Here is a 26942-nt window from a genome sequence, read left to right as displayed (position 1 = left end):
TGGCCCCGCGGTCCTGCTCGCTTACCTGATCGGTGGTGCGGCGGTGTTCATGGTCATGCGCGCCCTGGGTGAGATGGCGGTGCACAACCCGGTGGCCGGTTCATTCGGCCAGTATGCCAGCACCTATCTGGGGCCGATGGCGGGCTTCATCCTCGGTTGGACCTACGCGTTTGAAATGGTCATCGTCGGTATGGCCGACGTGACGGCGTTCGGCATTTACATGGGGTTCTGGTTCCCGGAAGTCTCCCGCTGGATCTGGGTGCTGGGCATCGTTTCGGTGGTCGGCGGCTTGAACCTGTGCAACGTCAAAGTCTTCGGTGAAATGGAGTTCTGGCTGTCGTTGCTCAAGGTCGCGGCCATCGTCGCGATGATCCTGGGCGGCTTCGGCATCATGCTGTTCGGTATCAGCAGTGCGCCGGGTGCCCAGGCGACCGATATCAGCAATCTCTGGACCCAGGGCGGCTTCATGCCCAATGGCGTGGGCGGTCTGATCGCCTCGTTTGCGGTGGTGATGTTTGCTTTCGGTGGCATTGAAATCATCGGCGTTACCGCCGGTGAAGCCAAGGATCCGCAGCATGTGCTGCCCAGGGCAATCAATGCCGTGCCGTTGCGTATTCTGCTGTTCTACGTGCTGACGATGCTGGTGCTGATGTCGATCTTTCCGTGGCAGCAGATCGGCAGCCAGGGCAGCCCGTTCGTACAGATTTTCGACAACCTGGGCATCAGCTCGGCGGCCACTATCCTCAACATCGTGGTGATCTCGGCGGCGGTGTCGGCCATCAACAGTGACATCTTCGGTGCGGGTCGCATGATGTATGGCCTGGCTCAGCAAGGGCATGCCCCGAAAGGCTTCGCCCGCTTGTCGCGCAATGGCGTACCGTGGCTGACGGTGGTTGTGATGAGCTGTGCGCTGCTGCTAGGCGTATTGCTGAACTACCTGATCCCGGAAAACGTTTTTCTGCTGATCGCCTCCATCGCGACCTTTGCCACGGTGTGGGTCTGGCTGATGATTCTGTTGACCCAGGTGGCCATGCGTCGCTCCATGAGTGCCGAGCAGGTTGCGCAACTGAAGTTCCCGGTGCCGTTCTGGCCCTATGCGCCAATGGCGGCGATTGCCTTCATGCTGTTCGTCTTCGGTGTGCTGGGCTATTTCCCGGACACACAGGCTGCGTTGATCGTCGGCGTGGTCTGGATCGTGTTGCTGGTGCTGGCCTACCTGACGTGGGTCAAACCGGTGGCAGGACAGGCGGCCCTGATTTCCAACGATCAACCTCTCTCTCAGCGTTAATCCGATTTGAGTGAGCTACGAGCGAAACGGGCCGGCTGACACTTGTCAGCCGGCCCGTTTCGCTTTCAAGGCATCGCCAAACGATAACGGCATCACTTTTTCGGTGGTTTGCCGCTGGTTGGGATGTGCAGGTACGACATCACGCTTTCTGTCAGTTCGGTCGCCAGTTTGACCGCTTCTTTGTTGCGCGCCATCACGCCGGCGACCAACCCTTCGATCAAGGCGAGCATTGCGATGTTGGAACTGGTCAACACCGGATGATCGCAAGGCGCAAACAGTACATGCTCGGCAATGCCGGTAAGCGGCGAGGCGGGTGAGTCGGTAATCGCCAGCACCGACGCGCCACGTTCATTGGCGAAGCGTGCCAGTTGCAGGGTGTCGAGGGAGTAGCGCGGCAGGGAAATCGCCAGCAACACGTCCTGATCAGTGATCGCGGCCAGCCGGTACGCGGCATTTTCGTTGCCGCCTTCCATGCTGATAGCGGTGGCGTCGGCGCAGAAGGGCATCAGGGTCGAGGCGGCGAGGCCGGCGAAGTAAACACTGTTGCCGAACCCCAGGATGTAAATTTTGCGCGCGGTGGTCAGGCGAGTGACGAACGCTTCAAAGGTGTCGGCGTGGTTGTTGGTCGACGCCGTGGCCAGGTTGCTGCTGGCGCTCTGGATTTGCTCATGCAGGCCAAACGCGCCGCCAGGGCGATGGGCCAGTTCGTTGCGTAGCTTGTCGACCGGCGACACCATCTGCTGCAAAGTCGCGACCAGTTCGGCCTTCATGCCGGTGTAGCCACCGAGGTTCAACGCCTTGGCCAAACGGTTGACGGCGGCGGGCGAGGTCGAGGTTTCGTGAGCCATTTCCTCGATGGTCAGCGTCGCGGCTTTCAACGGGTGACGCAGGATAAAGTCCGCCACCTTGCGCAGTGACGGCGGCAGCTCGGAAACGATTTCCGTCAGTTTGCGCATGACCGGCGCGGCGTAGACCGTGGTGTCTTTTGATGGGGTTGGCATATCCGGCTCAACGGTTCCTGAAGGTGGGAGAAGGGCTGTGCCTGATGCCCTGACAAGGTTGGCTGGAGTGTATCTGAAGCCAACCCGGTCCGGGCAGCGCAGCGCAATCGATCGCTGAACAGCGGACTACTTCAGGCTCCCGGCCAGGAACTGCTGAAGGCGCTCGGACTGTGGATTGACCAGCACTTCACGCGGGTCGCCGCGTTCTTCGACCAGGCCCTTGTGCAGGAACACCAGTTGGTTGGAGACCTCACGGGCAAACCCCATTTCGTGGGTCACGACCACCATGGTGCGACCCTCCAGTGCCAGATCCTGCATGACCTTGAGCACTTCACCCACCAGTTCGGGGTCGAGGGCTGAGGTTGGCTCGTCGAACAACATCACTTCCGGTTCCATCGCCAGTGCGCGGGCAATCGCCACGCGCTGCTGTTCGCCACCCGACATATGGGCGGGCCAGGCATCCTTGCGGTGCGCCACACCGACTTTGTTCAGGTAGTGCTCAGCCTTTTCCCGAGCCTCTTTCTTGCCCAGGCCCAGCACATGCACCCGGGCCTCCATGACATTTTCCAGCGCACTCATGTGCGACCAGAGGTTGAAGTGCTGGAACACCATCGACAGGCGTGAACGCATGCGTTGCAACTGCCTGGGCTCGGCAGCCTTGAGCCCGCCGAGTTTGTTGGCCACCAGTTTGAGCGGTTCGCCGTTGAGCACAATGTTGCCGGCGTTGGGTTGCTCCAGCAGGTTGATGCAGCGCAGGAAGGTGCTTTTGCCCGAGCCACTGGAGCCGATGATGCTGATCACGTCACCGGCCTGGGCTTGCAGGGAGATGCCCTTGAGCACCTGGTGGTCGCCGTAGCTTTTGTGCAGGTCCTGAATTTCAAGTTTGTACATGGTTTGAACTCTCTGGCATCAGTCGCTGAGCAAGCGGCCTTGGCGAATAGGGGTGAAGCCTGCGACTTTGGCCAGCCACAAACCGGGCTGGGCAAAACGCAGACGTTCGCGGGCGTAGAGGATGCCGTCGGTGCTGGCGCGCACTACGCTATGCTGGTCGTTCAGCGGGTCAATGACTTCGAACAGTGGGTCGCCGACCTTGACTCGCGCTCCCAGCGGTTGCAGAAAACTCACCACCCCCGGATGCGGCGCATACGCGTACTGCGCCCCGGCGAAGGGCATCGCTTCGCAGCCATTCGGCGGGGCCGCCGGCCATTCACCGCTGATCAGGCCTTGCTCTGCGAGATAACCGAGAATGGCCTGAGCGCTGTCGATGCATTGCTCGCGTTCGGTGTCCGCCATGCCTCGCAACTCGATGGTGGTGGCCGCGCACGACAGCGGGATATTGGCTTCAGGAAACAGCTCGGTCAGGCGTAGCCAGGGAATCGCGCAGGCCTCGTCGAAGGCATTGCCGCCCGCGCCTTCGGCCAACAGCGTCACCCCGGCACCCAGGCGCGCGGCCAGTGACTGCAGGCGTGGCCAGTGTTGCGGCATCGCATACAACAACATGATCGATTCGAAATCGCAGTGCAGGTCCAGCACCACATCGGCGTCACAGGCATGCTGCAGCAACAGGCGGCGCAGGCCGTCGAGTTCCGAGGCCGGTGGCGGCATGTCGGCGATCACCTCGGCCATGGCGCGGCGGATCAGTGCGACGTTGACGTCGGCGTCATTTCCCAGTCGACCTTCCAGCAACGGAGCGACGGCTTCAGCCAGCTCCGGGAAGTCGCGGTTGAAGTTTTTGCCGCTGGAGAACTCGAAGCGACCCTGATGGGTGGCCTGGAACATTTGGCCGATACCGATCGGGTTGGCCATCGGTACCAATTCGACGACCCCTGTCAGGCGCCCTTGTGCTTCCAGTTCAAGCAGACGGCGCTTGAGTTCGACGGCGACACGCATCCCCGGCAGCTCATCGGCATGCAAGGAAGCCTGGATGTACGCCTTGCGTGGCCCGCTGCCAAAACGAAACAGCGACAATGTTCGTTCAGTGCCCGAAGCACTCCATGGCAGCAGGTATTGAATGTGTTCCATATCAGCTCCTTAATGCTTGCGCGGTGCCAGATACGCCAGCCAGCGGCGCTCGGCCAGCTTGAACAGACGCACCAGAATGAAGGTCAGGACGAGGTAGATGAGGCCGGCGGTGATGAACGCTTCGAACGGCAGATAGAACCGTGAGCTGACCGTGCGCGCGGCCCCGGTGATGTCGACGAGGGTGACGATGGACGCGAGGCTGGTGGTTTGCAGCATCATCAGTACTTCGTTGCTGTACTGCGGCAATGCCCGGCGCAAGGCCGACGGCAGGAGAATGCGGCGGTACAGGGTCAGGCGGGACATGCCCATGGCCTTGGCGGCTTCGATCTCGCCATGGGCGGTGGATTTCAGGCTGCCGGCCAGCAGCTCTGCGCTATAGGCACTGGTATTGATCGCGAAGGCCAGGCAGGCGCAAAAGGTGGCGCTGGAGAGGTAAGGCCAGAGTACGCTTTGGCGCACGGCTTCGAACTGCGCCAGGCCGTAATAGATCAGGAACAATTGCACCAGCATCGGCGTGCCACGAATCACGTAGGTATAGAGCCAGGCCGGGAAGTTGATCAGCGGCGATCGCGACACCCGCATCAGCGCCAGCGGAATCGCCAGGACCAAGCCCAGGGCCAGGGAAATGAGCAGGACTTTGAGGGTCAACAAGGCGCCATTGAAGTACAGCGGCAGGTTTTCCCAGATCAGGTTGTAGTCGAGAATCATGGGTGTGCTCCCCTCACAATTCGGCGGCTTTGATGCCGACCGAGTAGTGTTTTTCCAGATAGCGCAGCACCAGCAAGGACAGGCTGGTGAGCATCAGGTACAGCGCCGCCACGGCGAGGAAAAACGTGAACGGCTCGTGTGTGGCATCCGCTGCGTTCTTGGCTTTGAACATCATGTCCTGCAAGCCGATCACCGAGATCAGCGCGGTGGATTTGGTCAGTACCAGCCAATTGTTGGTGAACCCGGGAATGGCGAAGCGAATCATCTGCGGTACCAGAATTCGCCAGAACACCTGCGCCCCGCTCATGCCATAGGCCACGCCGGCCTCGGCCTGACCTTTGGGGATCGCCATGAAGGCGCCGCGAAAGGTTTCCGAGAGGTAGGCGCCAAAAATGAAGCCCATGGTGCAGACGCCAGCGATAAAGGGATTGATGTCGATGTAGCGGGTGTAGCCGAATGCCAATGCAATGCGGTTCACCAGATCCTGGCCGCCGTAGAAGATCAGCAGGATCAGCACCAGGTCTGGAATGCCGCGAATCAGGGTGGTGTAGCTTTCCCCGAGCATGGCCAGCCATTTGAGCGGTGACAATCGGAAGGCCGCGCCGATCAGGCCCAGGGCAATCGCCATGGACATGGAGGTCAAGGCCAGGTTTATGGTCAGCCAGGCGCCATCGAGAATGCTCGATCCGTAGCCGTGAAGCATGATGAAGTTCCTCAAGCGAGCGCCGCGAGGCGCGCAAGACAAGCCCGAATCGGCGCCTGCAATGGGCCGGCACCGGGGCTATGGGTAAGGCTTACTCGCCGTAGATATCGAACGCGAAGTACTTGGCCATCACTTGCTGGTACTTGCCATTGGCGCGGATGGCGTCAATCGCCGCACTCAGGCGCGCAACGTTGGCGGCGTCGCCTTTGCGCACGGCGATCCCGGCGCCTCGGCCAAAGTATTTCGGGTCGTTGATATCGGGCCCGGTCAGTGCGAAGCCCTGGCCAGCGGCTGTCTTGATGAAGCTTTCGTCGGTGTTGACGATGTCGGCGAGGGTGGCATCCAGTCGACCCGAGGCGAGATCGAGGAAGGCTTCATTTTGTGAGGCGTAGCGCACCACGACGACGCCGGCTTTTTCCAGTTGCTCGCTGGCAAAACGATCGTAGGTCGAGGAGCGTTGCACGCCGAGTTTCTTGCCCTTGAGGTCCACCAGAGGGTCATTGATCACGTTGCCGGCCTTCATCGCGAACTTGCCCGGTGTGTGGTAGTACTTTTTGCTGAAGTCCACGGACTTCATCCGGTCTTCGGTGATCGACATCGACGACAGCACGGCATCGATCTTGCGCACTTTGAGCGACGGGATCATGCCGTCGAATTCCTGAATGACCCACTCGCATTTGACCTTCATTTCTTCGCACAAGGCGTTGCCGATGTCGTAATCGAACCCGCTGACATTGCCCTCCGGCGTCTTGAAGGAGAAGGGCGGGTAGGCGGCTTCGATACCGATACGCAGGCTGTCTTCGTCGGCATGTGCCAGGAAGCTGAAAGCGCACAGCGCCAGAGCACCTAGAAGTTCTGTCTTGTTCATATTGTTGACTCCTTGGAGGGCATTGGGGGAAACGGGTGCCCGCCATCCAGGTTGGCGCGGTGGATCAGTCCTGTGATCGGCGGGAATATAAATGACACAATAAAAATCAATAAGCAACAAAATGAAAATAAACATATCAATCTGGGGCGCGACAAAGCGCATCAGTGCCCGCGTTTGCCAAATGCGGCTGCTCATTTCGATCATTAAGTTGTCAGTTACGGTCATTGAGCGGCAGCGGCGCGACTCTTAGTCTGTCGAACATGACTGATGGGGGCCGTAGAGCTCCTGCACTTTCCGTGATCGCTCGATGTGGAGTTACCGATGACCGCCGCTCATTACCCGCACCTGTTGGCCCCGCTGGACCTGGGTTTTACCACCTTGCGCAACCGCACCCTGATGGGTTCGATGCACACCGGTCTTGAAGAGAAACCGGGTGGTTTCGAACGCATGGCGGCGTACTTTGCCGAACGTGCCCGTGGCGGTGTCGGCCTGATGGTCACCGGCGGTATCGGCCCGAACGATGAAGGTGGCGTGTATTCCGGTGCGGCCAAGCTGACGACCGAAGAAGAGGCGCTCAAGCACCGTACCGTCACCCGTGCCGTGCATGACGCAGGCGGCAAGATCTGCATGCAGATTCTCCATGCCGGTCGTTATGCCTACAGCCCGAAACAGGTCGCACCCAGCGCGATCCAGGCGCCGATCAACCCGTTCAAGCCCAAGGAGCTGGACGAGGAAGGCATCGAGAAGCAGATCAGCGATTTCGTCACCTGTTCGGTACTGGCACAAACCGCCGAATACGACGGTGTGGAAATCATGGGCTCCGAAGGTTATTTCATTAACCAGTTCCTCGCCGCTCACACCAACCACCGTACCGACCGCTGGGGCGGCAGCTATGAAAACCGCATGCGCCTGCCGGTGGAAATCGTCCGTCGCGTGCGTGAAGCGGTCGGCCCGAACTTCATCATCATTTTCCGTCTGTCGATGCTCGACCTGGTCGAAGGCGGCAGCACCTGGGAAGAGATCGTTCAACTGGCCAAGGCCATCGAGCAGGCCGGCGCAACCATCATCAACACCGGTATCGGCTGGCACGAAGCGCGGATTCCGACTATCGCCACCAAAGTGCCGCGCGCCGCGTTCAGCAAGGTCACGGCCAGGCTGCGGGGTTCTGTGAACATTCCACTGATCACCACCAACCGCATCAACACGCCGGAAGTCGCCGAACAGATCCTGGCCGAGGGCGATGCCGATATGGTGTCCATGGCGCGGCCGTTCCTCGCCGATCCGGATTTCGTCAACAAGGCCGCTGAAGGTCGCGCCGATGAAATCAACACCTGCATCGGTTGCAACCAGGCCTGCCTCGATCACACCTTCGGCGGCAAGCTGACCAGTTGCCTGGTCAATCCGCGTGCCTGCCACGAAACCGAACTCAATTACCTGCCCGTGCAGCAGCTGAAGAAAATCGCCGTGGTCGGTGCCGGCCCTGCCGGTTTGTCCGCCGCGACCGTGGCGGCCGAGCGTGGCCATCAGGTGACGCTGTTCGATTCGGCCAGCGAAATCGGCGGCCAGTTCAACATCGCCAAGCGCGTTCCGGGCAAGGAAGAGTTCTACGAAACCATTCGCTACTTCAATCGCAAGCTGCAGACCACCAACGTCGAGGTGTGCCTGAACACCCGCGTCGACGTGGCCAGGCTGGTCGAGGGCGGCTACGACGAGATCATCCTGGCCACCGGTATTGCGCCGCGCGTGCCGGCGATTGCAGGGGTGGAAAACGCCAAGGTGTTGAGCTACCTGGATGTGATCCTGGAGCGCAAACCGGTCGGCAAGCGTGTCGCGGTGATTGGTGCCGGCGGTATCGGTTTCGACGTCTCCGAGTTCCTGGTTCATCAAGGCGTGGCCACCAGTCAGGATCGCGCCGCGTTCTGGAAAGAGTGGGGCATCGATATGCACCTTGAGGCACGCGGGGGTGTTGCCGGTGTCAAGGCTGCGCCCCATGCGCCGGCCCGTGAGGTGTTCCTGCTGCAACGCAAGAAATCCAAGGTCGGCGACGGCCTGGGCAAGACCACCGGCTGGATTCATCGCACCGGTCTCAAGAACAAGCAGGTACAGATGCTCAACAGCGTTGAATACCTGAAGATCGACGACGAAGGCCTGCACATCCGCATCGGCGAAACCGGCGAGCCGCAGGTGCTGCCAGTGGACAACATCGTGATTTGCGCCGGGCAGGATCCGCTACGTGAGTTGCATGAAAGCCTGGTGGCGGCGGGGCAGAACGTGCACTTGATCGGTGGCGCGGATGTCGCGGCAGAGCTGGATGCCAAGCGGGCGATCAATCAGGGTTCGCGGTTGGCGGCGCAGTTGTAATACGCAGGTCCAGCGTGCCAAAGGCTATCGCGGGCAAGCCCGCTCCCACAGTTATTGCGTTGTTAATGGGTTTTGTGAACGACGCAAATCCGTTGTGGGAGCGGGCTTGCCCGCGAAGGCGTCCTCAAGACTGTTAAGATGCCGGTTCCCTACTCGGATCCGGCGTCAATGCTTCTCCCTCCCGACACCTGGCTACCCCAGGCTCCCCTCGAACGCCTTCACCTCGACTGGCTCACTGACGCCGGCATCGAAGTGGCGATCCTGCGCCTGGACCAGATCGACCCGCTGATCAGCGGCAACAAATGGTTCAAGCTCGTCGAACACCTGAAGACCGCCGACCGCTTGGGTGCCGAAGGCATCATCAGCCTGGGCGGAGCGCACTCCAATCATCTCCACGCATTGGCGGCGGCGGGCAAGCGTTTCGGCTTTGCCACTGTCGGCCTGTTACGCGGGCATCCTCAGGAAACCCCGACGGTCAACGACTTGCAGGCGTTCGGCATGCAGCTGCACTGGCTGGGTTACGCAGGTTATCGAGCGAGGCATGAAGCGGGTTTCTGGCAACCCTGGCACACCCGCTACCCGACGCTGCATCCGGTGCCTGAAGGGGGAGGTGGTTTGCCTGGCGCCGTCGGTTGCATGCCATTGCGAACCGCCGTGTGCGGGCAATTGGAGGGCTTGGGCTGGAGCGACTACGACGGCTGGTGGCTGGCCTGCGGAACTGGTACGACGCTGGCTGGCCTGGTGCTGGCCGAAGCGGGGGATCATCCAGTGTACGGTGCGCTGGCGGTGCCGGATGATCATGGGGTGGCGCAGCAGGTCGAGCGGATCGTGCAGCAAGCCGGTGTGGTCGATACGGCGTATGAGCTGTTCGAGGCCAGTCGCGGCGGCTTCGCGAAGGTCGATCAACCGCTGCTCGACTTCATCGAAAAGACCGGGCAGGCCAGCAGCATTCCCCTTGAGCCGCTGTACACCGGCAAAGCGCTGCTGGCCCTCAAGCAACAAGTCGCCGCGGGCAAGTTCGCCCGAGGCTCGCGGCTGATCTTTGTCCACACCGGCGGTTTGCAGGGGCGACGGGGGGGGGATTCACAAACCTGAAAGGCATAGCCAATCAATGTTTGGGTCAGGTATCGCGGGTTACGTTTTTGGGCATCATCCGCAGCAAGGTGTTATCGCCCACCACGTAATGGTGATACAGCGCGGCCGCGGCATGCAGGCCGATCAGCCAATAGCCGATCGTGCCGCCGAGCTCGTGCCAGTCCTGGAGTTGTCTGGCCAGGTCCTTGTTTTCCGCAATTGGCATTGGCAGGTCGAAGCCGTAGAACATCACCTGATTGCCTTTGGCGCTGGTGACCAGCCACCCGAGAATCGGCGTGACGATCATGAAAATGTACAGCGCCCAATGCATCAGCCTGGCCAGCGTTGTTTGCCAGTGCGGCGAAGCCGGGAAGACCTGCGGAGCCGGGCCGAGACTGCGTGCGAACAGGCGCAGCCAGACCAGAACGAAGACGGTCAGGCCAAGCATGAAGTGTGATTCGACGATCAGCGTGCGCCCGCCACTGCCCTTGGGAAACATCCCGCGCAACTCGATACAGGCGTAAACCAGCACCAGCAGGACCAGCATCAACCAATGCAGCGCGATCGATACGGTGCTGTAGCGCGAGGCGGAGTTTTTCCACGGCATACGGTGTTCCTCAGAGGTCCGGTTTAAAGCCACCGTTCCTGTTCGACGGTGTCTGGTAACTTTAATCCTGTTTCACCGGGTTTGCCTGAGGCGATTGGCCGCTGGATGCTCTGGTTCGGGTAACTGACGGAAAAACCCTGTAGGAGCGAGCTTGCTCGCGAAGGCGTGTCAGTCGACATCAACGTATCTGACACTCCATCGCGAGCAAGCTCGCTCCTACAAGGGGTGTTGCGTTTTTTAGCTCGATTGCGGCATTTCGCCGTTGGCCAGACGCTTGTTGATGTCGGCGATCACTTCCGGCAGATCGGTGATGGTGTCGATCATGTAGTGCGGGCGCGAACCTTCGAACATCCCATGGATGCGCTTGCGCTCGTTGTCCAGCTGGTCGCTGCCCAGCGCGCGATAACCTTCGTAGTCCAGGCCCAGGGCGTTGCCCGAGCAGATCAGCGCCACGGTCCACATGCCGGCGCGGCGGCCTTCGAGAATGCCCGGCACTGTGTCATCGATCTTCACACACGCGGCAACATCGTCGATGCCCAGGGCGATGACATTGGCCAGCGCCTGGGCGGGCCATGGACGACCATTCGGCACTTCGTCGGTAGCGACCACGTGATCGGCCACGTAGCCGTTGGTGGCAGCCAGTTCGACCACTTTGTCCATGACCTGTTTCGGGTAACCGGAGCAGGAACCGATCTTGATCCCTTGCTGGCGCAGGTTGGCGATGGTCTCCAGCGCGCCCGGGATCAGTGCCGAGTGTTCGGCGATTTTTTCGATCTGCAGCGGCATGAAGCGTTGGTAAATCGCGGTGACGTCATCGTCGGTCGGCGTGCAGCCGAAGACTTTGCGATAACGCTCGGCAACTTCCGGCAGATCGCACAGGGTGCGGATGTGGTCCCACTTGCCCATGCCCATCGGGCCACGGGCTTCTTCGATGGACACCTGGACGTCGAACTCGGCGAAGGCCTCGACGAAAATCTGCGTCGGGGCGAAGGAGCCGAAGTCGACCACGGTGCCGGCCCAGTCGAGGATGGCGGCTTGCAGTTTGGTTGGGGTGGTGTAGTTCATGGTGATCAAGTCCTGTGAGAACGAGCTGATTAGGAGTTCGATTTACCTGTGGGAGCGGGCTTGCCCGCGATGGGGCCCTGTCAGTCGACATCAATGGTGCCTGTCAGACCGCTATCGCGGGCAAGCCCGCTCCCACAGGGGGCAGTGTTGTGATTTAGATCTCTAAAACTTCCATCTCGCGCAGTACTTCGCCAATCGCGGCCACGGCTTCGCGCATTTGCGCCGGGTTGACATGGCCGATGCAACCGACGCGGAAGGTTTCAACCTGGGTCAACTTGCCGGGGTAGAGGATGTAGCCCTTGGCCTTGACCCGTTCGTAGAACGCCTTGAACTGGTAGCGAGGGTCTTTCGGGGCATGGAAGGTGGCGATGATCGGCGCCTGGATAGCCGCCGGCAGGAAGCTGCGCAGCCCCAGTTTGCCCATCTCTTCCATCAATGCCTGGCAGTTGGCGGCGTAGCGTTCGTGTCGCGCCGGCAAGCCACCTTCTTCGTTGTATTGCAGCAGGGCTTCGTGTAGCGCGGCAACCACATGGGTTGGCGGGGTGAAGCGCCACTGGCCGGTCTTGGCCATGTAGGCGTGCTGGTCCTGCAGGTCCATCGCCAGTGAATGCGAATTGCCGGCGGCAGCGGCCAGGCACTCCTTGCGAGCGAAGACAAAACCCATGCCCGGCACGCCCTCCAGGCATTTGCCCGAGGCAGCGATCAGTGCGTCGAACGGAATCTCTTGCGCGTCTACCGGTAGTGCACCGAAGGAACTCATGGCGTCGATGATCAGGTGTTTGCCGTGCCGGGCAATCACGTCGGCGATTTCCGGCAGCGGATTGAGGATTCCGGTGCTGGTTTCGCAGTGAATCAGGGCGACGTGGGTGATGCCGTTATCGGCGCGCAGCAGGCGGTCGACGTCGGCGGCGGTGGTCGGCTCGTCTTCGGCGGTTTCGAAGGTGCTGAAGGAGCGGCCCAGCACTTCGCAGATCTTCGCCAGGCGTTTGCCGTAGGCGCCGTTGATCAGCACCAGAACCTTGCCGTCCCGAGGCACCAGCGTGCCGATCGCTGCCTCGACGGCGAAGGTGCCACTGCCTTGCAAGGGCACGCAGTGGTGCGTGGCGGCGCCGTTGACGATTGCCAGCAGTTGTTCGCAGAGGCTGGCGGTCAATTGATTGAAGCGGTCATCCCATGAACCCCAGTCGATCATCATCGCCTGACGGGTGCGGTGCGACGTGGTCAACGGGCCGGGGGTGAGCAGGATGGGTTCGGCAGTACTCATTCTCATGTCCTCGCAATCGATGGGATGAAGCTACGGGGCTTAAATTGCAATTTGCTGTGTTATCAATCAAATTGTTTGTTGTTATGCCAGCCATCAGTGAGGGTTATTCATGAACCTGTTTCAGCTCCGCGCCTTCGATGCCGTGGCGCGCGAAGGCAGCTTTACCCGGGCGGCGGCGCGGTTGTTTATCAGCCAGCCGGCGGTTACCGGGCACATCAAGGCCCTGGAGGAGCACTACCAGATCACCCTGTTGCGCCGCACCGCCCGCCGAGTGGAGCTGACGGAGGAGGGCACCAAGCTGGCGGCCATCACCCGGGCGATGTTCGGCCTGGCCGAAGAGGCGCAGGTGATGCTTGAAGCCAATCGGCAATTGCTGACCGGACGCCTGGAGGTGGCGGCGGACGGTCCGCACATGGTCATGCCGATGCTTGCCAGCCTGCGCGCGCGCTATCCGGGGATCACGGTGAACCTGCGCCTGGGCAACGCCCAGGAAACCCTGGCGGCGCTGCTGTCCGAACATGCCGACGTGGCGGTGCTGACCGAGGTCGAGCCACGCAAGGGATTGCATCTGCAGGCGCTGAACGAATCACGGATTTGCGCGCTGGTGCCCGATGGGCATCCCTGGGCGCAGAAGACCAAAGGTGTGCAGCTCAAGGAACTGGATCAGGTGATCATGGTGCTGCGTGAGCCGAGTTCGATTACCCGGCGCACCTTCGATGAGGCTTGCGCCCAGGCCAGGGTCAATCCGCGGGTGTTGCTGGAACTGGACAGCCGCGAAGCGGTGACCGAGGCGGTGGCCGCCGAACTGGGGGTGGGGGTGGTGTCGTCAGTGGAGGTCAGCCACGACCCGCGAGTGGCGGCGGTGCCGATCATTGGCGAGGGATTGGTGAACCGGCACATGATCGGGTGCATGGAGCGGCGCAGGGATTTGCGATTGATTCAGGCGTTTTTCGGGTTGGCACCAGGCAGGTAGACCGAGTTGCCTGCATCGCGAGCAAGCTCGCTCCCACAAGGGATTTGCGTCGACCACAGATTATTTAGACGACGCTCCACCACTGTGGGAGCGAGCTTGCTCGCGATGGCGCCGGACCTGCCTACACCAGACTCCCGCGCACCATCTCCAGAAACGTCGCCACCACCCGCCGCGAACTCTGCTCGCGCAAGCACACCAGCGTTTCCGTCAGCCGTCGTTCGCAATCGGTGATCGGCAGCGCGCAAACCCTGGAGTCCGCGCCAAACTCCGCAGCTGACACCACGCCCACCCCGATCCCGACCACCACCGCTTCCCGCGCAGCCTCCCGGCCCTCGACCTGAATCGCCGGGCGAATGCGGAACCCGGCGCGTTGCATTTCCTCTTCCAGGGTCTGTCGGGTTACCGAGCCGATTTCCCGCAACACCAGTGGCGTGTCGTCGAGGTCCGCGAGGGTGATGGATTCGCGGTCGGCCCACGGGTGATGGCGCGACACGAACGCCACCATCGGGTCGTTACGCAGGGGCAGGGAGATCAGGCGTTCATCGCTGACGTCACGGCCCAGCAGCGCCAGGTCGGCCTGGTAGTTGAACAGTCGGAAGAGTGACTCATCGGTGTTGCCGGTTTCGATCTTCACGCTGATCCCGGGGTAGCGTTCGCAGAACCGGGCAATCTGCGGCAGCACGTGCACCGGTGCATCCACCGCCAGAATCAGGCTGCCGGTCTGCAAGGCCTGGGACTCCTGAAGCAGTTCCTGGGCTTCCGCCTCGATCACAAAAAGTCGCTGGGTAACGCTTAACAGTCGCTCGCCCAGATCGGTCAGGCGCACCGAGCGCTTGTTGCGGTGAAACAGCAAAACACCGTAGCGCTCTTCGAGCTTGCGCACCTGGTCGGAGATCGCCGGTTGCGTCAGAAAAAGCCGCTCGGCGGCTTTGGTAAAGCTTCCATGGACCGCCACGGCGTGGAACGCTTTGAGCTGGGCGTGGGAAACCGACATTGGAATCTCCAGTAACAATCTGAACTTATATTTGAAATACGATAAATCGATTTCACTTATTAATCAGTAATTGTTTTTATCCACCTCAGCCCCGCTGACTGGTCAGTCGAACAGCAGCGGGTGCCATGAGCCTGGGCGTGCAACAACAGGACTCATCTGACCGGTATCCGCCGTAGGGACAGGGCGATATCGCAGTGCTCAACAATAAAAAACACAGGCGTTTTCTTCCAATTCTGCCGGCACACTCACACCCTGAGGTCAGAACCACAATGAACAAGCACATCGGCACCATCAAGCGTTGGCGCGTGCAGATCTTCGCGATCACCTGGCTCGCCTACGCCGCGTTCTACTTCACCCGCAAAGCCTTTTCGGTGGCCAAACTCGGCATCGCCGAAGACCCGACCTTCATGCTCGACAAAATGGCCATGGCCAACCTCGACGCCATCTACCTGACGGCCTACGCCGTCGGTCAGTTCACCTGGGGCATCCTTGCCGACCGCTTCGGCCCGCGGGTGGTGGTGCTGGGCGGGTTGCTGATTTCCGCCTGTGCGGCGCTGGTGATGGGCAACTTTGCAACGTTACCGATTTTCGCTACCTGCATGCTGATACAAGGCCTGGCGCAGTCCACCGGATGGTCGGGGCTGTGCAAGAACCTCGGCAGCTTCTTTCCCTCCGAGCAACGCGGGCGGGTATTGGGCCTGTGGAGTTCCTGCTACGCCTTTGGTGGTCTGGTAGCCTCGCCGTTTGCCGGTTGGTGGGCGTACACGCTCATCGGCAGCTGGCATGCGGCGTTCATTTCCAGTGCGGCGGTGGTTGGGCTGGTCGCCGTGCTGTTTTTTATTTTCCAACGTAACAAACCGGAAGACGTCGGCTTGCCGGCGGTGGAGCCGGAACCCGAGCTGACCGCCGAACAAGCCGACGCGCAAAGCAGAATCAGCATGTGGGAGCCTTTGAAGGAAATCCTGCGCAATCGCACGGTGCTGGTGCTGGGGTTGGCGTACTTCATGCTGAAACCGGCGCGCTACGCGATCCTGCTGTGGGGGCCGGTGATCGTCTTCGAACAGATGCCTTCGGTGGGCAAAGTCGGTGCGGCGATCATTCCGACCGCGTTTGAACTGGCCGGGTTGCTCGGGCCGATCCTGATTGGCCTGGCCTCGGACAAACTGTTCGGCGCCCGGCGCATGCCAGCCTGCGTGATCAGCCTGTTGGCGTTGACGGTGTCCCTGGCATTCTTCATGGGCGCCCTGCATACCGGCAGTGTGCTGCTGGTGGTGGCGCTGCTGTTCGTCATGGGCCTGACGCTCTACGGACCGGACTCGATGATCAGCGGCGCGGCCGCCATCGACTTCGGCACCGTCAAGGCCGGTGCCACGGCAGCCGGTTTCGTCAATGGCTGCGGCTCGGTCGGGGCGATTCTTGGTGGACTGCTGCCGGGCTACTTCGACACCGTTACCGTGTTCATCGTCTTCGCCGGCTGCGCCATGTTCTCGGCGCTGGTGTTGATCCCGCACTGGAACAGTCGCCCCGGCGGCCTGGGTACTCACTTCGCCTACGTACCCAATAAAGCGATGACCATCAAACCCCTGCGTACCTGAATCCTGTCCCACGTCGCCTGCTGCACCTGCGGCAGGCCGGCGTGTGGGCAACTGACCGGAGATTGACCTCATGAGACCCTTTTGGCTGGAGCAGGCCTTGAAGGCTGATGCATCCGAAACCTGTCCGCCGCTGGAAGGCGACAGCCGCGCCGACGTGTGTATCGTCGGTGGCGGTTATACCGGGTTGTGGACCGCGATCATGCTCAAGGAACAGAACCCCGAGCTGGATGTGTTGCTCATCGAAGCGGACATCTGCGGCGCTGGAGCCAGTGGACGCAATGGTGGTTGTGCGCTGTCGTGGTCGGCCAAGTATTTCACCCTTGAACGTTTGTTTGGCGTCGAAGAGGCGGTGCGTCTGGTCAAGGAGTCAGAGCGCAGCATCCATGCCATCGGCGCCTTTTGCGAACAGTATGGGGTGGATGCCGATTACCGCCTCGACGGTACGCTCTACACCGCCACCAACCGTGCGCAATGCGGCTCGACCGATGCGGTCATCGCTGCACTGGAGCGTAACGGCATCAACTCGTTCACTCAGCGACCGGTGGCCGATGTGCAGCGCATGGCCGGTTCGAGCAAGCACCTGGAAGGCTGGTTTTCCCCGGCCGCGGCCAGTGTGCAGCCGGGCAAACTGGTGCGCGGCCTGCGCCGGGTCGCCCTGCAATTGGGTGTGAGGATTCACGAAAACACTGCGATGACCGGGCTGGAAGAGGGCAGGCCGGTGGGTATTCAAACCCCCAACGGCACCGTTCGCGCCGATCGCGTGGTGCTGGCAATGAACGCCTGGATGGCCCGGGCGTTCCCGCAGTTCGAACGCAGCGTGGCGATCGTTTCCAGCGACATGCTGATCACCGAGCCCCGGCCGGATTTGCTCGAGGAAATCGGCTTGACCAGCGGTGTCACGGTGCTCGATTCGCGGATTTTCGTGCACTACTACCACAACACCCCGGACGGCCGGATCATGCTGGGCAAGGGCGGCAATACCTTCGCTTATGGTGGACGCATGTTGCCGGTGTTCGATCAGCCTTCCCCCTATGCCGGATTGTTGCGCAACAGCCTGGCGGATTTCTTCCCGGCGTTTGCCGACGTCAAGGTCGAAGCGACCTGGAACGGTCCGTCGGACCGTTCGGTGACCGGGTTGCCGTTTTTTGGGCAGATGAGCGCCAGTGGCAATGTGTTCTATGGTTTTGGCTACTCCGGCAGCGGTGTCGGGCCCTGCCACATGGGTGGGCAGATCCTGGCGTCGATGGTCCAGGGCCTGGACAACCCCTGGACCCGTTCGCCGCTGGTCAACGGACCGCTGGGGTTCTTCCCGCCGGAGCCGATTCGCTACATCGGTTCGCTGCTGGTGCGCAATGCCATCCGCCGCAAGGAGCGCGCGGAAGATCACGGGCGTCGGCCGCGGCATCTGGATGTGCGTCTGGCAAAGTTCGCCGCAGCGGCCGGAAAGGCTGACAAGGGCTGAGCGTCAGGGCGCAAGGTCCGAGCGGTTGAGCAGCCAGTCGAACAGCAGGCGGGTATCGCCGCGGGGCTCGCGCGGACGAGGGTGGCGAGGTTGTGGCCGAGGGATCATGGCCGTACAGAGCACCGGGCGATCCGGGTCGCTGTCGAGGAAAATCACCAGTACCTCGCTGCCAGCCACGGGCAAGCGGGCCGGATCGATCCAGTTCTCGGCGGTGGTCAGCGCCAGCGGTAACCACAGGCCGGTGGACACCTCTTTGGTTGATTGTGTGTCGGGCCAGAGGATCACCTGAACCCGGCCATCCTCATCCACTGTCGCCGGTTGCCCGACCTGACCGCACACCTGGGCGGGCTGATACCCGGGGATACTCGGCCTGGGTTGATTGAGCGCTGGCCTGAATTCCGTCGACCACGGGATGGCGCTGAATTGATTGCGGTAACCCGGGGCCATGCCCGCCGTGTCGTCGAGCAGAATGGAGGCGTGACGCCCCTGATGGCGGATTTCGGTGACCAGCCATTGATCGTTGAAATTCGCCAACGGGTGCTCGGCCACCTGTACGATCCGGCCGCTGCGTAATGCTCCCTGGTTACTTTGACCGTGGATCTGCAGGTGCCGGCAACGCAGGCGTTCCAGTTGCCGACGGCTGAGCTGGTCGCGATGTTGTTGTTCGCGAGCGGGAAAGTGTCTCGCCGTGGCGATCGAGTGATTGGCTGCGCCGTCGCTGATGTCCGGTGCGCCCGGATTCCTGGCACTTGGGCGCCTGGGGAAGAGCGGAGCGTCATGGCGCTGGAACAATTCGCTGATCACAGGTTCGTGATGTTCGTCGAGGGCGTCGCTGCGCAACGGCATGAGCAGCGGCTCCTGGGGAAAACTCAGGCTGTCATCGGCCAACACCAGGACATGGCCATCGCGGTGATGTTCGAAGTGGTAGTGGACGCCTTCTTCCTCGCACAGTCGTTGCAGCAACGCCAGGTCGGTTTCTTCGTACTGGATGCAAAAAGGTCGCAGGGGGTAGTGCCCGGTTGCCAGTTCAAAGCGATAGCTGTCGGCGGGCAACCCATGTTCCTCCAGTAACTGGCGCAGGATCATGGGCACGCTGGCGCGCTGGAAAACCCGTCGGCATCGTTGCCGATCCAACGCCTGGATACGGGATACCAGCACCAGCTTGTAAGCGACCCGGTGCCCGCTTCGGTGTTCGCAACTGGCGCTGTCCAGCACGCCATGAATGCCTTGGTCGTGGCCGAACTCGAGGAACGCCGGTTGGTGCAGCAATCGTTCAAGGTTCAGGGCCGGTGCCAGCCCGATCACCTCGATGTCGAATCGAAAGGGCTGGTTGAGCGCTTCATGACCACTGAACCGGACCACCTGGAAACTCAGGTCGTCATCGAGAAGCGTCAGGGTGGCGGGACTTTCCTTTTCGTTGTGCATCGAACACGCTGCTGCCGTGGAATAGGGTGCAAAGCGTACGAAACCCCGGCGCATTGCGGGCACGCTAAAGCGACATTTCCGAATTGCCCTACAACCGCTGGTGAAGATGTCGATACCAGTCGGGATTTTTTGGTCGATTGCCAACTTTAGGCCGTATAAACTTGCGCAAAGCGCCGGCCAATCGTTGTCTCGGCGCCACAGATGCCACAGATAAGAGAGTGAGAAATGGGCGCACAGTGGAAGGTTAAACACAAAGAAGCGGCAGCCAATGCCAAGGGCAAGATCTTCGGCAAACTGGTGAAAGAAATCACCATTGCTGCGCGTAACGGCGCTGATGTTGCTACCAACGCACACTTGCGTCTGGTCGTTGAACAGGCCAAGAAAGCCTCGATGCCCAAGGAAACACTGGATCGCGCCATCAAGAAAGGTGCGGGCCTGCTGGGCGAAACCGTGCAATACCATCGCGTGACGTATGAAGGGTTCGCCCCGCATCAGGTGCCCCTGATCGTTGAATGCGTGACCGACAACATCAACCGCACCGTCGCCGAGATCCGCGTAGCGTTCCGCAAGGGCCAACTGGGGGCTTCCGGTTCGGTGGCCTGGGACTTCAACCATGTCGGCATGATCGAAGCGTCGCCGGACACCCCGGACGCCGATCCGGAAATGGCCGCCATCGAAGCCGGTGCACAGGATTTCGAGCCGGGTGAAGACGGTGCAACCCTGTTCCTGACCGAGCCGACCGACCTCGACGCGGTACAGAAAGCCCTGCCGGAACAAGGCTTCACCGTGCTGTCGGCCAAACTGGGCTACCAGCCGAAAAACCCGGTCAGCGGCCTGAGCGACGAGCAGATGGCGGAAGTCGAGGCGTTCCTCGAAGGCCTCGATAACCACGACGACGTGCAGGACATGTTTGTCGGGTTGGCGGGTTGATTCGACACCTGTGAACCGATTGTGGCGAGGGGGCTTGCCCCCGTTGGACGGCAAAGCCGTCCCAAAATCAATGGCTGCTGCGCAGCCGAACGGGGGCAAGCCCCCTCGCCACAGGTTTTGTATTAACTCCTGAAAACAACCAACTCCTGAACGATCTCGCCAAACCCCGGTCGCGCCAGCACTTGCGGCTGACAGCAACGCTGCTCCAGATCTTCCAGCACCCCACGCAGTTCATCGCTCAACCCTGAGTCGATCCGCTCCAGCAACTCCCCCAACAACACCCCGAACGCCCGCACTTCGATCCGCTGCAAGGCACGGCTTTCAAGGCTGTCGGATATCGCGTGGAACGACGCCGCGCCAAAGTCCCCCAGCAAGCAATCACCCTGTTCATTCCACAGAATGTTGTGCCCATAGAGGTCACCGTGGGTGATGCCATGGCTGTGCAGGTGCTCGGCCACCGAGGCAATGCCCGAGGCAATGCGCAGCGCCACGGCAGCACTGAAGCGCAAGTCGTCGGGGTAAATGTCACGGCTGCACGACGCCAGGCTCGGCAGCGCGGCGAGGTTGCGGTAACTCGGTGCGATCAGTTGCATCACCAGCCCGGCGGTTTGCTGCGGGTGATCGATAATCCGCCCTTCGACGCGGATCAGGTTCGGGTGCAGGCCTGCGGTGATGCATGCGTTCATCTCGTGCAGTGGCGAACCGTCGCTGGTCATTTCGCCCTTGTAGAGCTTCACCGCAACGGCCATGGACGGCCGGTCGGCCGGTTGCCAGGTGGCCTGATGAATGACCCCCGACGCACCTTCTCCGAGTTTTTTCTCCAGACGCAATGCCGACCAGTCAATGCGCGGTGTGGCGTCGAGGGCCGCGGCATCGGCTTCGGTTTCCAGCGGGTTGCCGGCGTACGCCAGCCAGGTCAGGCTCGGCAATTCCAGTAGCCATTGCGGCAGCCCGGTCAACTGGTTGGCGGCGATGCGGATCAGTTCCAGCCGATGGCACTGGCGCAACGACTCCGGCAGCGTTTGCAAACGATTGCCGGCGAGCATGAGCTTTTGCAGGAACGGGCGCTCTCCCAGTTCGCTCGGCAAGGTTTCGATGCAGTTATCGGTCAGGATCAGCCAGCGCAGCAGCGGTGGGAGCGCCGCTGCGGGCACGTGGGCGATGCGGTTGGCCTTGAAGCCGATCATCGTCAGTGCGGCGCATTGGCCCAGACAGGCCGGCAACTCGGTGAAGCGGTTATCGGAACAGAACAGCACGCGCAAACGGGTCAGACGATGCAAATCCTCCGGCAGGTCGCTCAAGGCATTGCCGCTGAGGTTGAGCACTTCCAGCGAGTCCGCCAGATCGAAAATCTCCCGGGGGAATTCGGTGAGGCCTTCAACAAGGTCCAGCCGCGTGATGCCTGACAACTCGCCGGCGCGCAATTGAGCAAGGGTATGCATGAACAGATTCGCTATTGATCAGGGAATAGGCGCGTGGCCCCGGAAATGCGCGACATCATAGCGGCAAAGTCGGGTGATCTGTCAGGTCGGTTCGCAGACTTCGACCAGTTGCCCCAATCGACTGCGGGTGCGCGCCAGATCAATGGCATCACCGTCCAGGCTTTCACGCAGGGCATGCTGCCCGAGCAGCGTCAGGTGCTTGTCCTGGTCATACAGCACGTCGATGAGGTTGATGAAGCGCTGTTGGGCGGCAATCGAGCACTCACCGAGCCGCGGCAGCTCATCGATGATCCAGCTATCGAAACGGCGGCACAGCTCCAGGTAATCCATCACGGCCACAGGGTGTTCGCACAGGTCGGCGAAGGTAAAACCGATGCGCCGCTCGTCGCAGAAACGGGCCTGGAAATGCCGGGTGCCCACGGGTAGCGATACGGGCGGGGCACCGCGATCCGGCAGATTCAATGACCGGCGCTGCACCGTGCTGGCCGGCCACACGTAATGGCCTTGGGTGAACAGCTGATGCGCGTGGCTTCGGATCTGGCTGCGATAGTCGTGCGGACCGCCGACTTCCATCACCTGCATGCGCGCATTGATCAAGTCGATCACCGGTTTGAAGCGGGCGTGGTACAGCGGATTGGGCAGCAGGCCCTCGGGCGGGTAGTTGGAGGTGACCAGCAACAGGATGCCGCGCTGGAACAGTGCCTTGAATAACCGGGTGATGAGCATCGCATCACCGATGTCGTGCACATGGAACTCATCGAAACACAGCACCCGGCAATTGCTGAGTAGTGTGTCGAGGGTGATCTCCAGGGCGTCCGCACGTTCGCGGTGCTCGAACATGCCCTGGTGCAGTTGGGCGAAAAACTGATGGAAGTGCAGGCGTTGTTTTTTCGCGAGGGGAATGGCCCGGAAAAACCCGTCGAGCAGCCAGCTTTTGCCGCGCCCCACGGCACCATGCAGGTAAAGGCCGGGAAGGGGGGACGGCGCAGAGCCCTCCAGTATGCAAGCCTGCCGGGCCATGCAGTCGATCACGCGCTGTTGGCTGTCACTGAGGGTGTAGCCCTGGAAGTGGGCCTGGTGGCGGAAATAGTCGTGGATGACTTGACCCGCCGCGACGCTGCCGGCAGCCGGTGCCTTGCCGAAAAGGCGACGCAACGATTGCCAGCGCGATTTGATTCGCGAACGATTGGGCGGTCGAACGGCCACTGAGATATCACCTTTGGTGTGCGGGCAGGCTCTGCGAGCTGCGGCGGCATAGTGTAACCAGAGCAGGGAATTTGCTTCCAGCGGTGTCAGCGCCCGTCGGAGCGGTTCCGACGGGTCAATTGGAAGAGCCTGTAGGAGCGAGTCTGCTCGCGAAAAACGTCTGGGCAACGCGTTCCTTCAGGCAGTACGCGTTATCGTTGACGTCCTTCGCGAGCAAGCTCGCTCCCACAGGGAACTGCGTCGTTTACGAGATGGCTTTCTAGCGCTCGATACTCCGGTTCCATCGTGCATTCCACGCGGGGCGCTGTTCGTTGACCTGATCCCAATCCACCGCGATGGCCGTCTCCAGGTATTTTTTCATCGCTTCGACCTGGCCGCGGGTCCGGTCGGAGGTCGGGGTATTGGGGTTGGAAGGAATCTGGTCGCCGTCCTCAAGCGCGGCGGCCTGGGCTTCGGGGGTGAGCAGGAACGCGGCGAGTTTTTGCGCCAGTTGCGGCTGCGTGTTGTTGGCGATGGCGCATTCGGCAACGTTGAGCACCACGGCGCCTTCTTTCGGTTGTGCGTATTCCACCGGCATGCCCTTGAGTTTCAGCGCGGTGACCTGGGTCGGTGTCAGCGGGAACAGCGCCGCTTCGTCGGTCTGGAGCATCTCTGAAATCTTTGCCGAGCTCGGAATATATTCCAGCACGTTGCGTCCGACGGTGTCTGGCCAAGCCTTGAAGCCCGGATCGACGTTGGTTTCGCTACCGCCCTGAATCCGGTTGAACATCAGGAAACCGTGCAGGCCGAAGGTAGAGGAGGCCATCGACTGGAACACCAGTTTGTCCTTGAAACGCGGGTCGGCCATGTCCATCCACGAGGTCGGCGCATTCCAGCCTTTCTCCTTGAACAGGCGCGTGTTGTAGGCCAGCCCGGTGACGCCGAGGCTGACGGCCACCGCTTCATCCTTGATCCGTCCCTTGGCCGGAATTTGCGCCAGGGTCGGGTTTTCTTCGAGTTTGTCGCACAGGCCCATGGCGATGGCGCGGTACATGATGCCGTCGTCGAGGAACATCACGTGCATCTGCGGGTTGTCCTTGCTGGCCTGGACCTTGGCCAGGATATCGGCGGAGGTACCCGGCACGATCACCACTTTGACGTTGTTGGCCTTCTCGAAAGCCGGCAGTACCTTGTCGGCGTAAAGCCGCTCCATGGTCCCGCCGTTCATGCCCAGGTAAAGCACCGGTTCGGCGTGGGCCTGGGTGATGGCGAGCAGGGCGCTCATGCAGGACAAACCGAGCAGTGCGTTGCGTTTGAGGTTTTTCATTGGCGCGACCTTCCTCTATCAAGCTACGGAGATGGAGTGAAACCGGGTGATGGAAAACGCATCCAGCGACGTCTTTGACGCGCCGCTACAGATGATCTCGGTGAGCGCCTGGCCCACCGCCGGGCCGATCTGGAAACCGGCGCCGGCAAAGCCGAATGCATGCAACAGACCAGGCTGGGTACGGCTGTGGCCGATCACCGGTTGGCGATCGGGAAGATAACCTTCAGTGCCGCTCCAGGTCCGAATCGCCTGGGCACCTTCCAGAAAGGGGTAGAGCTCGACGGCCTGACGCAGGATGTCCAGCACGGCGCCTTGACCGGGGCGGGCGCGTGCGTCGTCCAGGGCAAACCCCTGGCCGCCGCCCAACACGCAATTGCCGCGTGCGACCTGACGCGCGTAGATGCCGCCACCCTCGACCCCTGTACTGGCATCCATCACCAGCGGCAACGGTTCGGTGACCAGCATCGCCGGGTGGCCGGAGTGCATCGGCACCGGCTCGCCGAATTGCGCGGCCAGGCTGCCGGCCCAGGCCCCGGCGCAGTTCAACAGCCAGGGCGCGTGCAGCTCCAGACCGGTTTGCGTGCGCACGCGAAAGCGCTGGCCGTCGTGTTCCACGGCGGTGACCGTGCATTGCTCATGTATATGCACACCGTGGCGCCGCGCCGCCCGGGCGAACGCCGGGGACACCAGACGCGGGTTGGCGTGACCGTCATCCGGGCAATACGAGGCGCCCACCGCGACGTCTCCCACCCATGGAAAACGCCTGCGCAGTTCGGTGCGCTCAAGCACCTGCAAATCGAGGCCGAAGCCTTGGCTGCTGGCGGCGTAGTCTTGCAGGGCACGCAAATCGTCAGTACTGCGGGCGAGCTTCAGGTGGCCGCTGCGTTGATATTCGCCGTCGATGCCGATCAATTGCGGCAGCTGCGCCCAGATGGCGTGGGCACGTTGCGACAGCGGCAATTGCGATAACGCTCGACCCTGGCGGCGGACGCCACCGTAGTTGACGCCGCTGGAATGCGAACCGCAGAAGTCCCGCTCCAGCAGCACCACGCGCCGCCCGGCCTTGCCGAGAAACAGCGCCGCCGAAGCACCGACAATGCCGCCACCGATGATCACTGCGTCGACTTCGGTCATGCGTCGATCTCCAGGCCAAAGGGCAGCGGCTTGATGGGGGCCTGGGCCCGTAGCCGGCCAATGTCGGACACGTCGCGCTGGCTTTCACAGGCAATGATTTCCGCTGCGGCTGCGCCACACATCCGACCCTGACAGCGACCCATGCCAACCCGGCAATGGGCCTTGACCCGATTGATTTCCCAATGGCCCTCGCGCACCACTTTACGAATATCGCCGGCGCGGACCTCTTCGCAGCGACAGACCATCACCTCATCGGCAATGCCGGCGGCCCAGTTCTCGGGAAAGGCGAAGGCGCGTTCCAGGCCCCGGCGAAAATCGCCGATGCGTTCCAGCACCTGTTCAAGCTGTGCGGTGCGCAGCGTCGGGATCAGGCAGCCGATGTCTTCGAGCAGCGCCAATGCGGCACGTTCGCCGGCCATTTCCGCGGCGTCGGCGCCCATGATCCCGGCGCCGTCACCGGCCAGGTACACCTCGGCGACGCTGCTGCGCCCGGCGCGATCGCGTTGTGGGAGCCAGGCGCGGTTGAGCGGGTTCCAGGCGAATTCGCAGCCGAGCAGGTCGGCGAGCTGGGTTTCGCTGCGCAGGCCGTGGGCGAAGGCGACGGCATCGCAGTCCAGTCGATGTTCACCTTTTGCGTCGGACCAGATCAGCGCCTGCACCCGTTGTTCGCCCTCGACGTGTTTCAAGGTCGCGCCCTGATGCACCGGGATGCTGTGGGCGGTCAGCCAGCCACGGTAATAGATGCCTTTGGCCAGCGTGGCCGGTTGCGACAGCAGGCCGGGCAGGGCGCGGGCCTGGGCGCTGAAGGGCGAGCTGTCGAGTACCGCGACCACCTTGGCGCCAGCCTTGGCGTACTGATACGCGACCAGGTACAGCAGCGGGCCGCTGCCGGCGAAACACCACGCGTTCGCCGATGGCGCAGCCCTGGAACTTCAAGGCGATCTGCGCTGCGCCGAGGCTGTAGACCCCGGGTAGCGTCCAGCCCGGCACCGGCAGAATCCGGTCGGTGGCACCGGTGGCGACAATCACCCGGGAAAATTCCAGCCGTGCGGCGCGTCCATCCTGCAAGGTGTCGAGGGTGCCGTCCTCGGCGTTCCACACCAGGGTTTCAGGGCGGTAATCGAGTTGTTCACGCAGCTCGTCGATGGTCTGGTGCAGCGCACTGGCCTTGCGCGCTTCGAAGCCATACAGCTTGACCGGAGAACGCTTGAAATTGGCCGGCTGGCGCCGATAAATCTGTCCGCCACCGCGTGCGGCTTCGTCCAGCAGCACCGGGTGAACGCCGTGGGCGACCAGGGTTTGCGCCGCGCGAATACCGGCAGGGCCGGCGCCGATGATGACCACGGGTTTCATGCGCACCTCGGCTGCTGTGCTTTTGTGGGAGCGGGCTTGCTCGCGAAGAGGGCGGCACATTCAGCGGAAATGTTGACTGACAGTTCGCTTTCGCGAGCAAGCTTGCCCCCACAGTTGATCGGTGATAGCCGCGGTTTTTGTGTCCGCCATGGATCCCCTGT

22 protein-coding genes and 1 pseudogene are annotated in these 26942 nt (G+C 61.7%); 7 read left to right on the top strand and 16 right to left on the bottom strand.

The window, feature by feature from the left end:
- Positions 1-1288: amino acid permease (locus tag RS887_RS20770; RefSeq protein ID WP_322616813.1), on the top strand; the 1288-nt coding region annotated here is incomplete at its 5' end.
- A gap of 92 nt (positions 1289-1380) precedes the next feature.
- Here the strand turns inward: RS887_RS20770 and RS887_RS20765 are convergent.
- The 6 genes from RS887_RS20765 to RS887_RS20740 form a co-directional block, all read right to left on the bottom strand.
- Positions 1381-2289 (bottom strand): MurR/RpiR family transcriptional regulator, encoded by a 909-nt coding sequence (locus RS887_RS20765; RefSeq protein WP_322616812.1) that lies wholly within the window; start codon positions 2287-2289, stop codon positions 1381-1383.
- 126 nt (positions 2290-2415) lie between these two features.
- Positions 2416-3180, bottom strand: a complete 765-nt coding sequence (locus RS887_RS20760) for an ABC transporter ATP-binding protein (RefSeq protein WP_322616811.1) — start codon at positions 3178-3180, stop codon at positions 2416-2418.
- An 18-nt stretch (positions 3181-3198) separates the two neighbouring features.
- The gene (locus RS887_RS20755; RefSeq protein ID WP_322616810.1) at positions 3199-4311 is read right to left on the bottom strand and encodes a succinylglutamate desuccinylase/aspartoacylase family protein; all 1113 of its coding nucleotides are present in this window, start codon (positions 4309-4311) and stop codon (positions 3199-3201) included.
- 9 nt (positions 4312-4320) lie between these two features.
- Positions 4321-5019: an ABC transporter permease gene (locus RS887_RS20750; protein WP_322616809.1), complete on the bottom strand. Its 699-nt coding sequence runs from the start codon at positions 5017-5019 to the stop codon at positions 4321-4323.
- Positions 5020-5032: 13 nt separating this feature from the next.
- The gene (locus RS887_RS20745; RefSeq protein WP_322616808.1) at positions 5033-5722 is read right to left on the bottom strand and encodes an ABC transporter permease; all 690 of its coding nucleotides are present in this window, start codon (positions 5720-5722) and stop codon (positions 5033-5035) included.
- Positions 5723-5813: 91 nt separating this feature from the next.
- Complete coding sequence (locus tag RS887_RS20740; RefSeq protein WP_322616807.1) at positions 5814-6590, bottom strand: ABC transporter substrate-binding protein; 777 nt, start codon at positions 6588-6590, stop codon at positions 5814-5816.
- A gap of 321 nt (positions 6591-6911) precedes the next feature.
- Between RS887_RS20740 and RS887_RS20735 the strand changes: the two genes are divergently transcribed.
- Positions 6912-8951 (top strand): NADPH-dependent 2,4-dienoyl-CoA reductase, encoded by a 2040-nt coding sequence (locus tag RS887_RS20735; RefSeq protein ID WP_322616806.1) that lies wholly within the window; start codon positions 6912-6914, stop codon positions 8949-8951.
- Positions 8952-9119: 168 nt separating this feature from the next.
- On the top strand, positions 9120-10046 hold the full coding sequence (locus RS887_RS20730; RefSeq protein ID WP_322616805.1) for a 1-aminocyclopropane-1-carboxylate deaminase: 927 nt from the start codon (positions 9120-9122) through the stop codon (positions 10044-10046).
- A gap of 25 nt (positions 10047-10071) precedes the next feature.
- On the opposite strand, the gene RS887_RS20725 is transcribed toward RS887_RS20730, so the two are convergent.
- The 3 genes from RS887_RS20725 to RS887_RS20715 form a co-directional block, all read right to left on the bottom strand.
- On the bottom strand, positions 10072-10632 hold the full coding sequence (locus RS887_RS20725; protein ID WP_322616804.1) for a cytochrome b: 561 nt from the start codon (positions 10630-10632) through the stop codon (positions 10072-10074).
- Positions 10633-10869: 237 nt separating this feature from the next.
- A complete protein-coding gene (gene phnX, locus RS887_RS20720; protein ID WP_322616803.1) occupies positions 10870-11697 on the bottom strand; it encodes a phosphonoacetaldehyde hydrolase in 828 nt (275 codons plus the stop codon).
- A 154-nt stretch (positions 11698-11851) separates the two neighbouring features.
- Positions 11852-12961 carry a 2-aminoethylphosphonate--pyruvate transaminase gene (locus RS887_RS20715; protein ID WP_322616802.1) on the bottom strand — a complete coding sequence of 370 codons (1110 nt, stop codon included), beginning with the start codon at positions 12959-12961 and terminating at the stop codon, positions 11852-11854.
- Between the two features lie 109 nt (positions 12962-13070).
- Here RS887_RS20715 and RS887_RS20710 point away from each other — a divergent pair, with 109 nt between their 5' ends.
- Positions 13071-13934 (top strand): LysR substrate-binding domain-containing protein, encoded by an 864-nt coding sequence (locus tag RS887_RS20710; RefSeq protein WP_008020876.1) that lies wholly within the window; start codon positions 13071-13073, stop codon positions 13932-13934.
- A gap of 121 nt (positions 13935-14055) precedes the next feature.
- Here RS887_RS20710 and RS887_RS20705 read toward each other — a convergent pair whose 3' ends face one another.
- A complete protein-coding gene (locus tag RS887_RS20705) occupies positions 14056-14928 on the bottom strand; it encodes a LysR family transcriptional regulator (RefSeq protein WP_322616801.1) in 873 nt (290 codons plus the stop codon).
- Positions 14929-15197: 269 nt separating this feature from the next.
- On the opposite strand from RS887_RS20705, the gene RS887_RS20700 reads away from it, so the two are divergent.
- Positions 15198-16523, top strand: coding sequence for an MFS transporter (locus RS887_RS20700; protein WP_322616800.1), 1326 nt, complete (start codon positions 15198-15200; stop codon positions 16521-16523).
- 70 nt (positions 16524-16593) lie between these two features.
- Positions 16594-17985: an FAD-dependent oxidoreductase gene (locus tag RS887_RS20695; RefSeq protein ID WP_322616799.1), complete on the top strand. Its 1392-nt coding sequence runs from the start codon at positions 16594-16596 to the stop codon at positions 17983-17985.
- Positions 17986-17988: 3 nt separating this feature from the next.
- Here the strand turns inward: RS887_RS20695 and RS887_RS20690 are convergent, their stop codons facing one another.
- Positions 17989-19410, bottom strand: a complete 1422-nt coding sequence (locus RS887_RS20690) for a type VI secretion system Vgr family protein (RefSeq protein WP_322616798.1) — start codon at positions 19408-19410, stop codon at positions 17989-17991.
- A 225-nt stretch (positions 19411-19635) separates the two neighbouring features.
- Here RS887_RS20690 and RS887_RS20685 point away from each other — a divergent pair, with 225 nt between their 5' ends.
- A complete protein-coding gene (locus RS887_RS20685) occupies positions 19636-20340 on the top strand; it encodes a YebC/PmpR family DNA-binding transcriptional regulator (RefSeq protein ID WP_008020881.1) in 705 nt (234 codons plus the stop codon).
- Positions 20341-20462: 122 nt separating this feature from the next.
- On the opposite strand, the gene RS887_RS20680 is transcribed toward RS887_RS20685, so the two are convergent.
- The 5 genes and pseudogenes from RS887_RS20680 to RS887_RS20660 all read right to left on the bottom strand — a co-directional run bounded on the left by RS887_RS20680 (position 20463) and on the right by RS887_RS20660 (position 26781).
- Entirely contained in the window at positions 20463-21782 is a 1320-nt protein-coding gene (locus RS887_RS20680; protein WP_322616797.1) for a leucine-rich repeat-containing protein kinase family protein, read from the bottom strand.
- 81 nt (positions 21783-21863) lie between these two features.
- Positions 21864-22988, bottom strand: coding sequence for a cell division protein ZapE (zapE, locus tag RS887_RS20675; RefSeq protein WP_322616796.1), 1125 nt, complete (start codon positions 22986-22988; stop codon positions 21864-21866).
- Positions 22989-23247: 259 nt separating this feature from the next.
- Positions 23248-24294: an ABC transporter substrate-binding protein gene (locus tag RS887_RS20670; protein ID WP_322616795.1), complete on the bottom strand. Its 1047-nt coding sequence runs from the start codon at positions 24292-24294 to the stop codon at positions 23248-23250.
- 18 nt (positions 24295-24312) lie between these two features.
- A complete protein-coding gene (locus RS887_RS20665; protein WP_322616794.1) occupies positions 24313-25428 on the bottom strand; it encodes an FAD-dependent oxidoreductase in 1116 nt (371 codons plus the stop codon).
- A pseudogene (locus tag RS887_RS20660) lies at positions 25425-26781 on the bottom strand (FAD-dependent oxidoreductase). The gene RS887_RS20665 and the pseudogene RS887_RS20660 overlap by 4 nt, the downstream one beginning before the upstream one ends.
- Between the last annotated feature and the right edge of the window lie 161 nt (positions 26782-26942).

The organism is Pseudomonas sp. BIC9C, assembly GCF_034541995.1.
GTDB classification, from domain to species: Bacteria; Pseudomonadota; Gammaproteobacteria; order Pseudomonadales; family Pseudomonadaceae; genus Aquipseudomonas; species Aquipseudomonas fluorescens_CC.
The sequence above is the reverse complement of the archived record's forward strand: the minus strand, read 5'-3'. Positions and strand labels throughout refer to the sequence as shown.

What these genes read in the sequence shown, in the direction of transcription:
- RS887_RS20760 (WP_322616811.1), bottom strand. Translation starts at nt 3,180, where the DNA reads ATGTACAAACTTGAAATTCAGGACCTGCACAAAAGCTACGGCGACCAC.
- RS887_RS20710 (WP_008020876.1), top strand. Translation starts at nt 13,071, where the DNA reads ATGAACCTGTTTCAGCTCCGCGCCTTCGATGCCGTGGCGCGCGAAGGC.
- RS887_RS20680 (WP_322616797.1), bottom strand. Translation starts at nt 21,782, where the DNA reads ATGCATACCCTTGCTCAATTGCGCGCCGGCGAGTTGTCAGGCATCACG.
- RS887_RS20685 (WP_008020881.1), top strand. Translation starts at nt 19,636, where the DNA reads ATGGGCGCACAGTGGAAGGTTAAACACAAAGAAGCGGCAGCCAATGCC.
- RS887_RS20750 (WP_322616809.1), bottom strand. Translation starts at nt 5,019, where the DNA reads ATGATTCTCGACTACAACCTGATCTGGGAAAACCTGCCGCTGTACTTC.
- RS887_RS20730 (WP_322616805.1), top strand. Translation starts at nt 9,120, where the DNA reads ATGCTTCTCCCTCCCGACACCTGGCTACCCCAGGCTCCCCTCGAACGC.
- RS887_RS20715 (WP_322616802.1), bottom strand. Translation starts at nt 12,961, where the DNA reads ATGAGTACTGCCGAACCCATCCTGCTCACCCCCGGCCCGTTGACCACG.
- RS887_RS20665 (WP_322616794.1), bottom strand. Translation starts at nt 25,428, where the DNA reads ATGACCGAAGTCGACGCAGTGATCATCGGTGGCGGCATTGTCGGTGCT.
- RS887_RS20670 (WP_322616795.1), bottom strand. Translation starts at nt 24,294, where the DNA reads ATGAAAAACCTCAAACGCAACGCACTGCTCGGTTTGTCCTGCATGAGC.
- RS887_RS20740 (WP_322616807.1), bottom strand. Translation starts at nt 6,590, where the DNA reads ATGAACAAGACAGAACTTCTAGGTGCTCTGGCGCTGTGCGCTTTCAGC.
- RS887_RS20735 (WP_322616806.1), top strand. Translation starts at nt 6,912, where the DNA reads ATGACCGCCGCTCATTACCCGCACCTGTTGGCCCCGCTGGACCTGGGT.
- phnX (WP_322616803.1), bottom strand. Translation starts at nt 11,697, where the DNA reads ATGAACTACACCACCCCAACCAAACTGCAAGCCGCCATCCTCGACTGG.
- RS887_RS20695 (WP_322616799.1), top strand. Translation starts at nt 16,594, where the DNA reads ATGAGACCCTTTTGGCTGGAGCAGGCCTTGAAGGCTGATGCATCCGAA.
- RS887_RS20765 (WP_322616812.1), bottom strand. Translation starts at nt 2,289, where the DNA reads ATGCCAACCCCATCAAAAGACACCACGGTCTACGCCGCGCCGGTCATG.
- RS887_RS20705 (WP_322616801.1), bottom strand. Translation starts at nt 14,928, where the DNA reads ATGTCGGTTTCCCACGCCCAGCTCAAAGCGTTCCACGCCGTGGCGGTC.
- RS887_RS20700 (WP_322616800.1), top strand. Translation starts at nt 15,198, where the DNA reads ATGAACAAGCACATCGGCACCATCAAGCGTTGGCGCGTGCAGATCTTC.
- RS887_RS20745 (WP_322616808.1), bottom strand. Translation starts at nt 5,722, where the DNA reads ATGCTTCACGGCTACGGATCGAGCATTCTCGATGGCGCCTGGCTGACC.
- RS887_RS20690 (WP_322616798.1), bottom strand. Translation starts at nt 19,410, where the DNA reads ATGCACAACGAAAAGGAAAGTCCCGCCACCCTGACGCTTCTCGATGAC.
- RS887_RS20725 (WP_322616804.1), bottom strand. Translation starts at nt 10,632, where the DNA reads ATGCCGTGGAAAAACTCCGCCTCGCGCTACAGCACCGTATCGATCGCG.
- RS887_RS20755 (WP_322616810.1), bottom strand. Translation starts at nt 4,311, where the DNA reads ATGGAACACATTCAATACCTGCTGCCATGGAGTGCTTCGGGCACTGAA.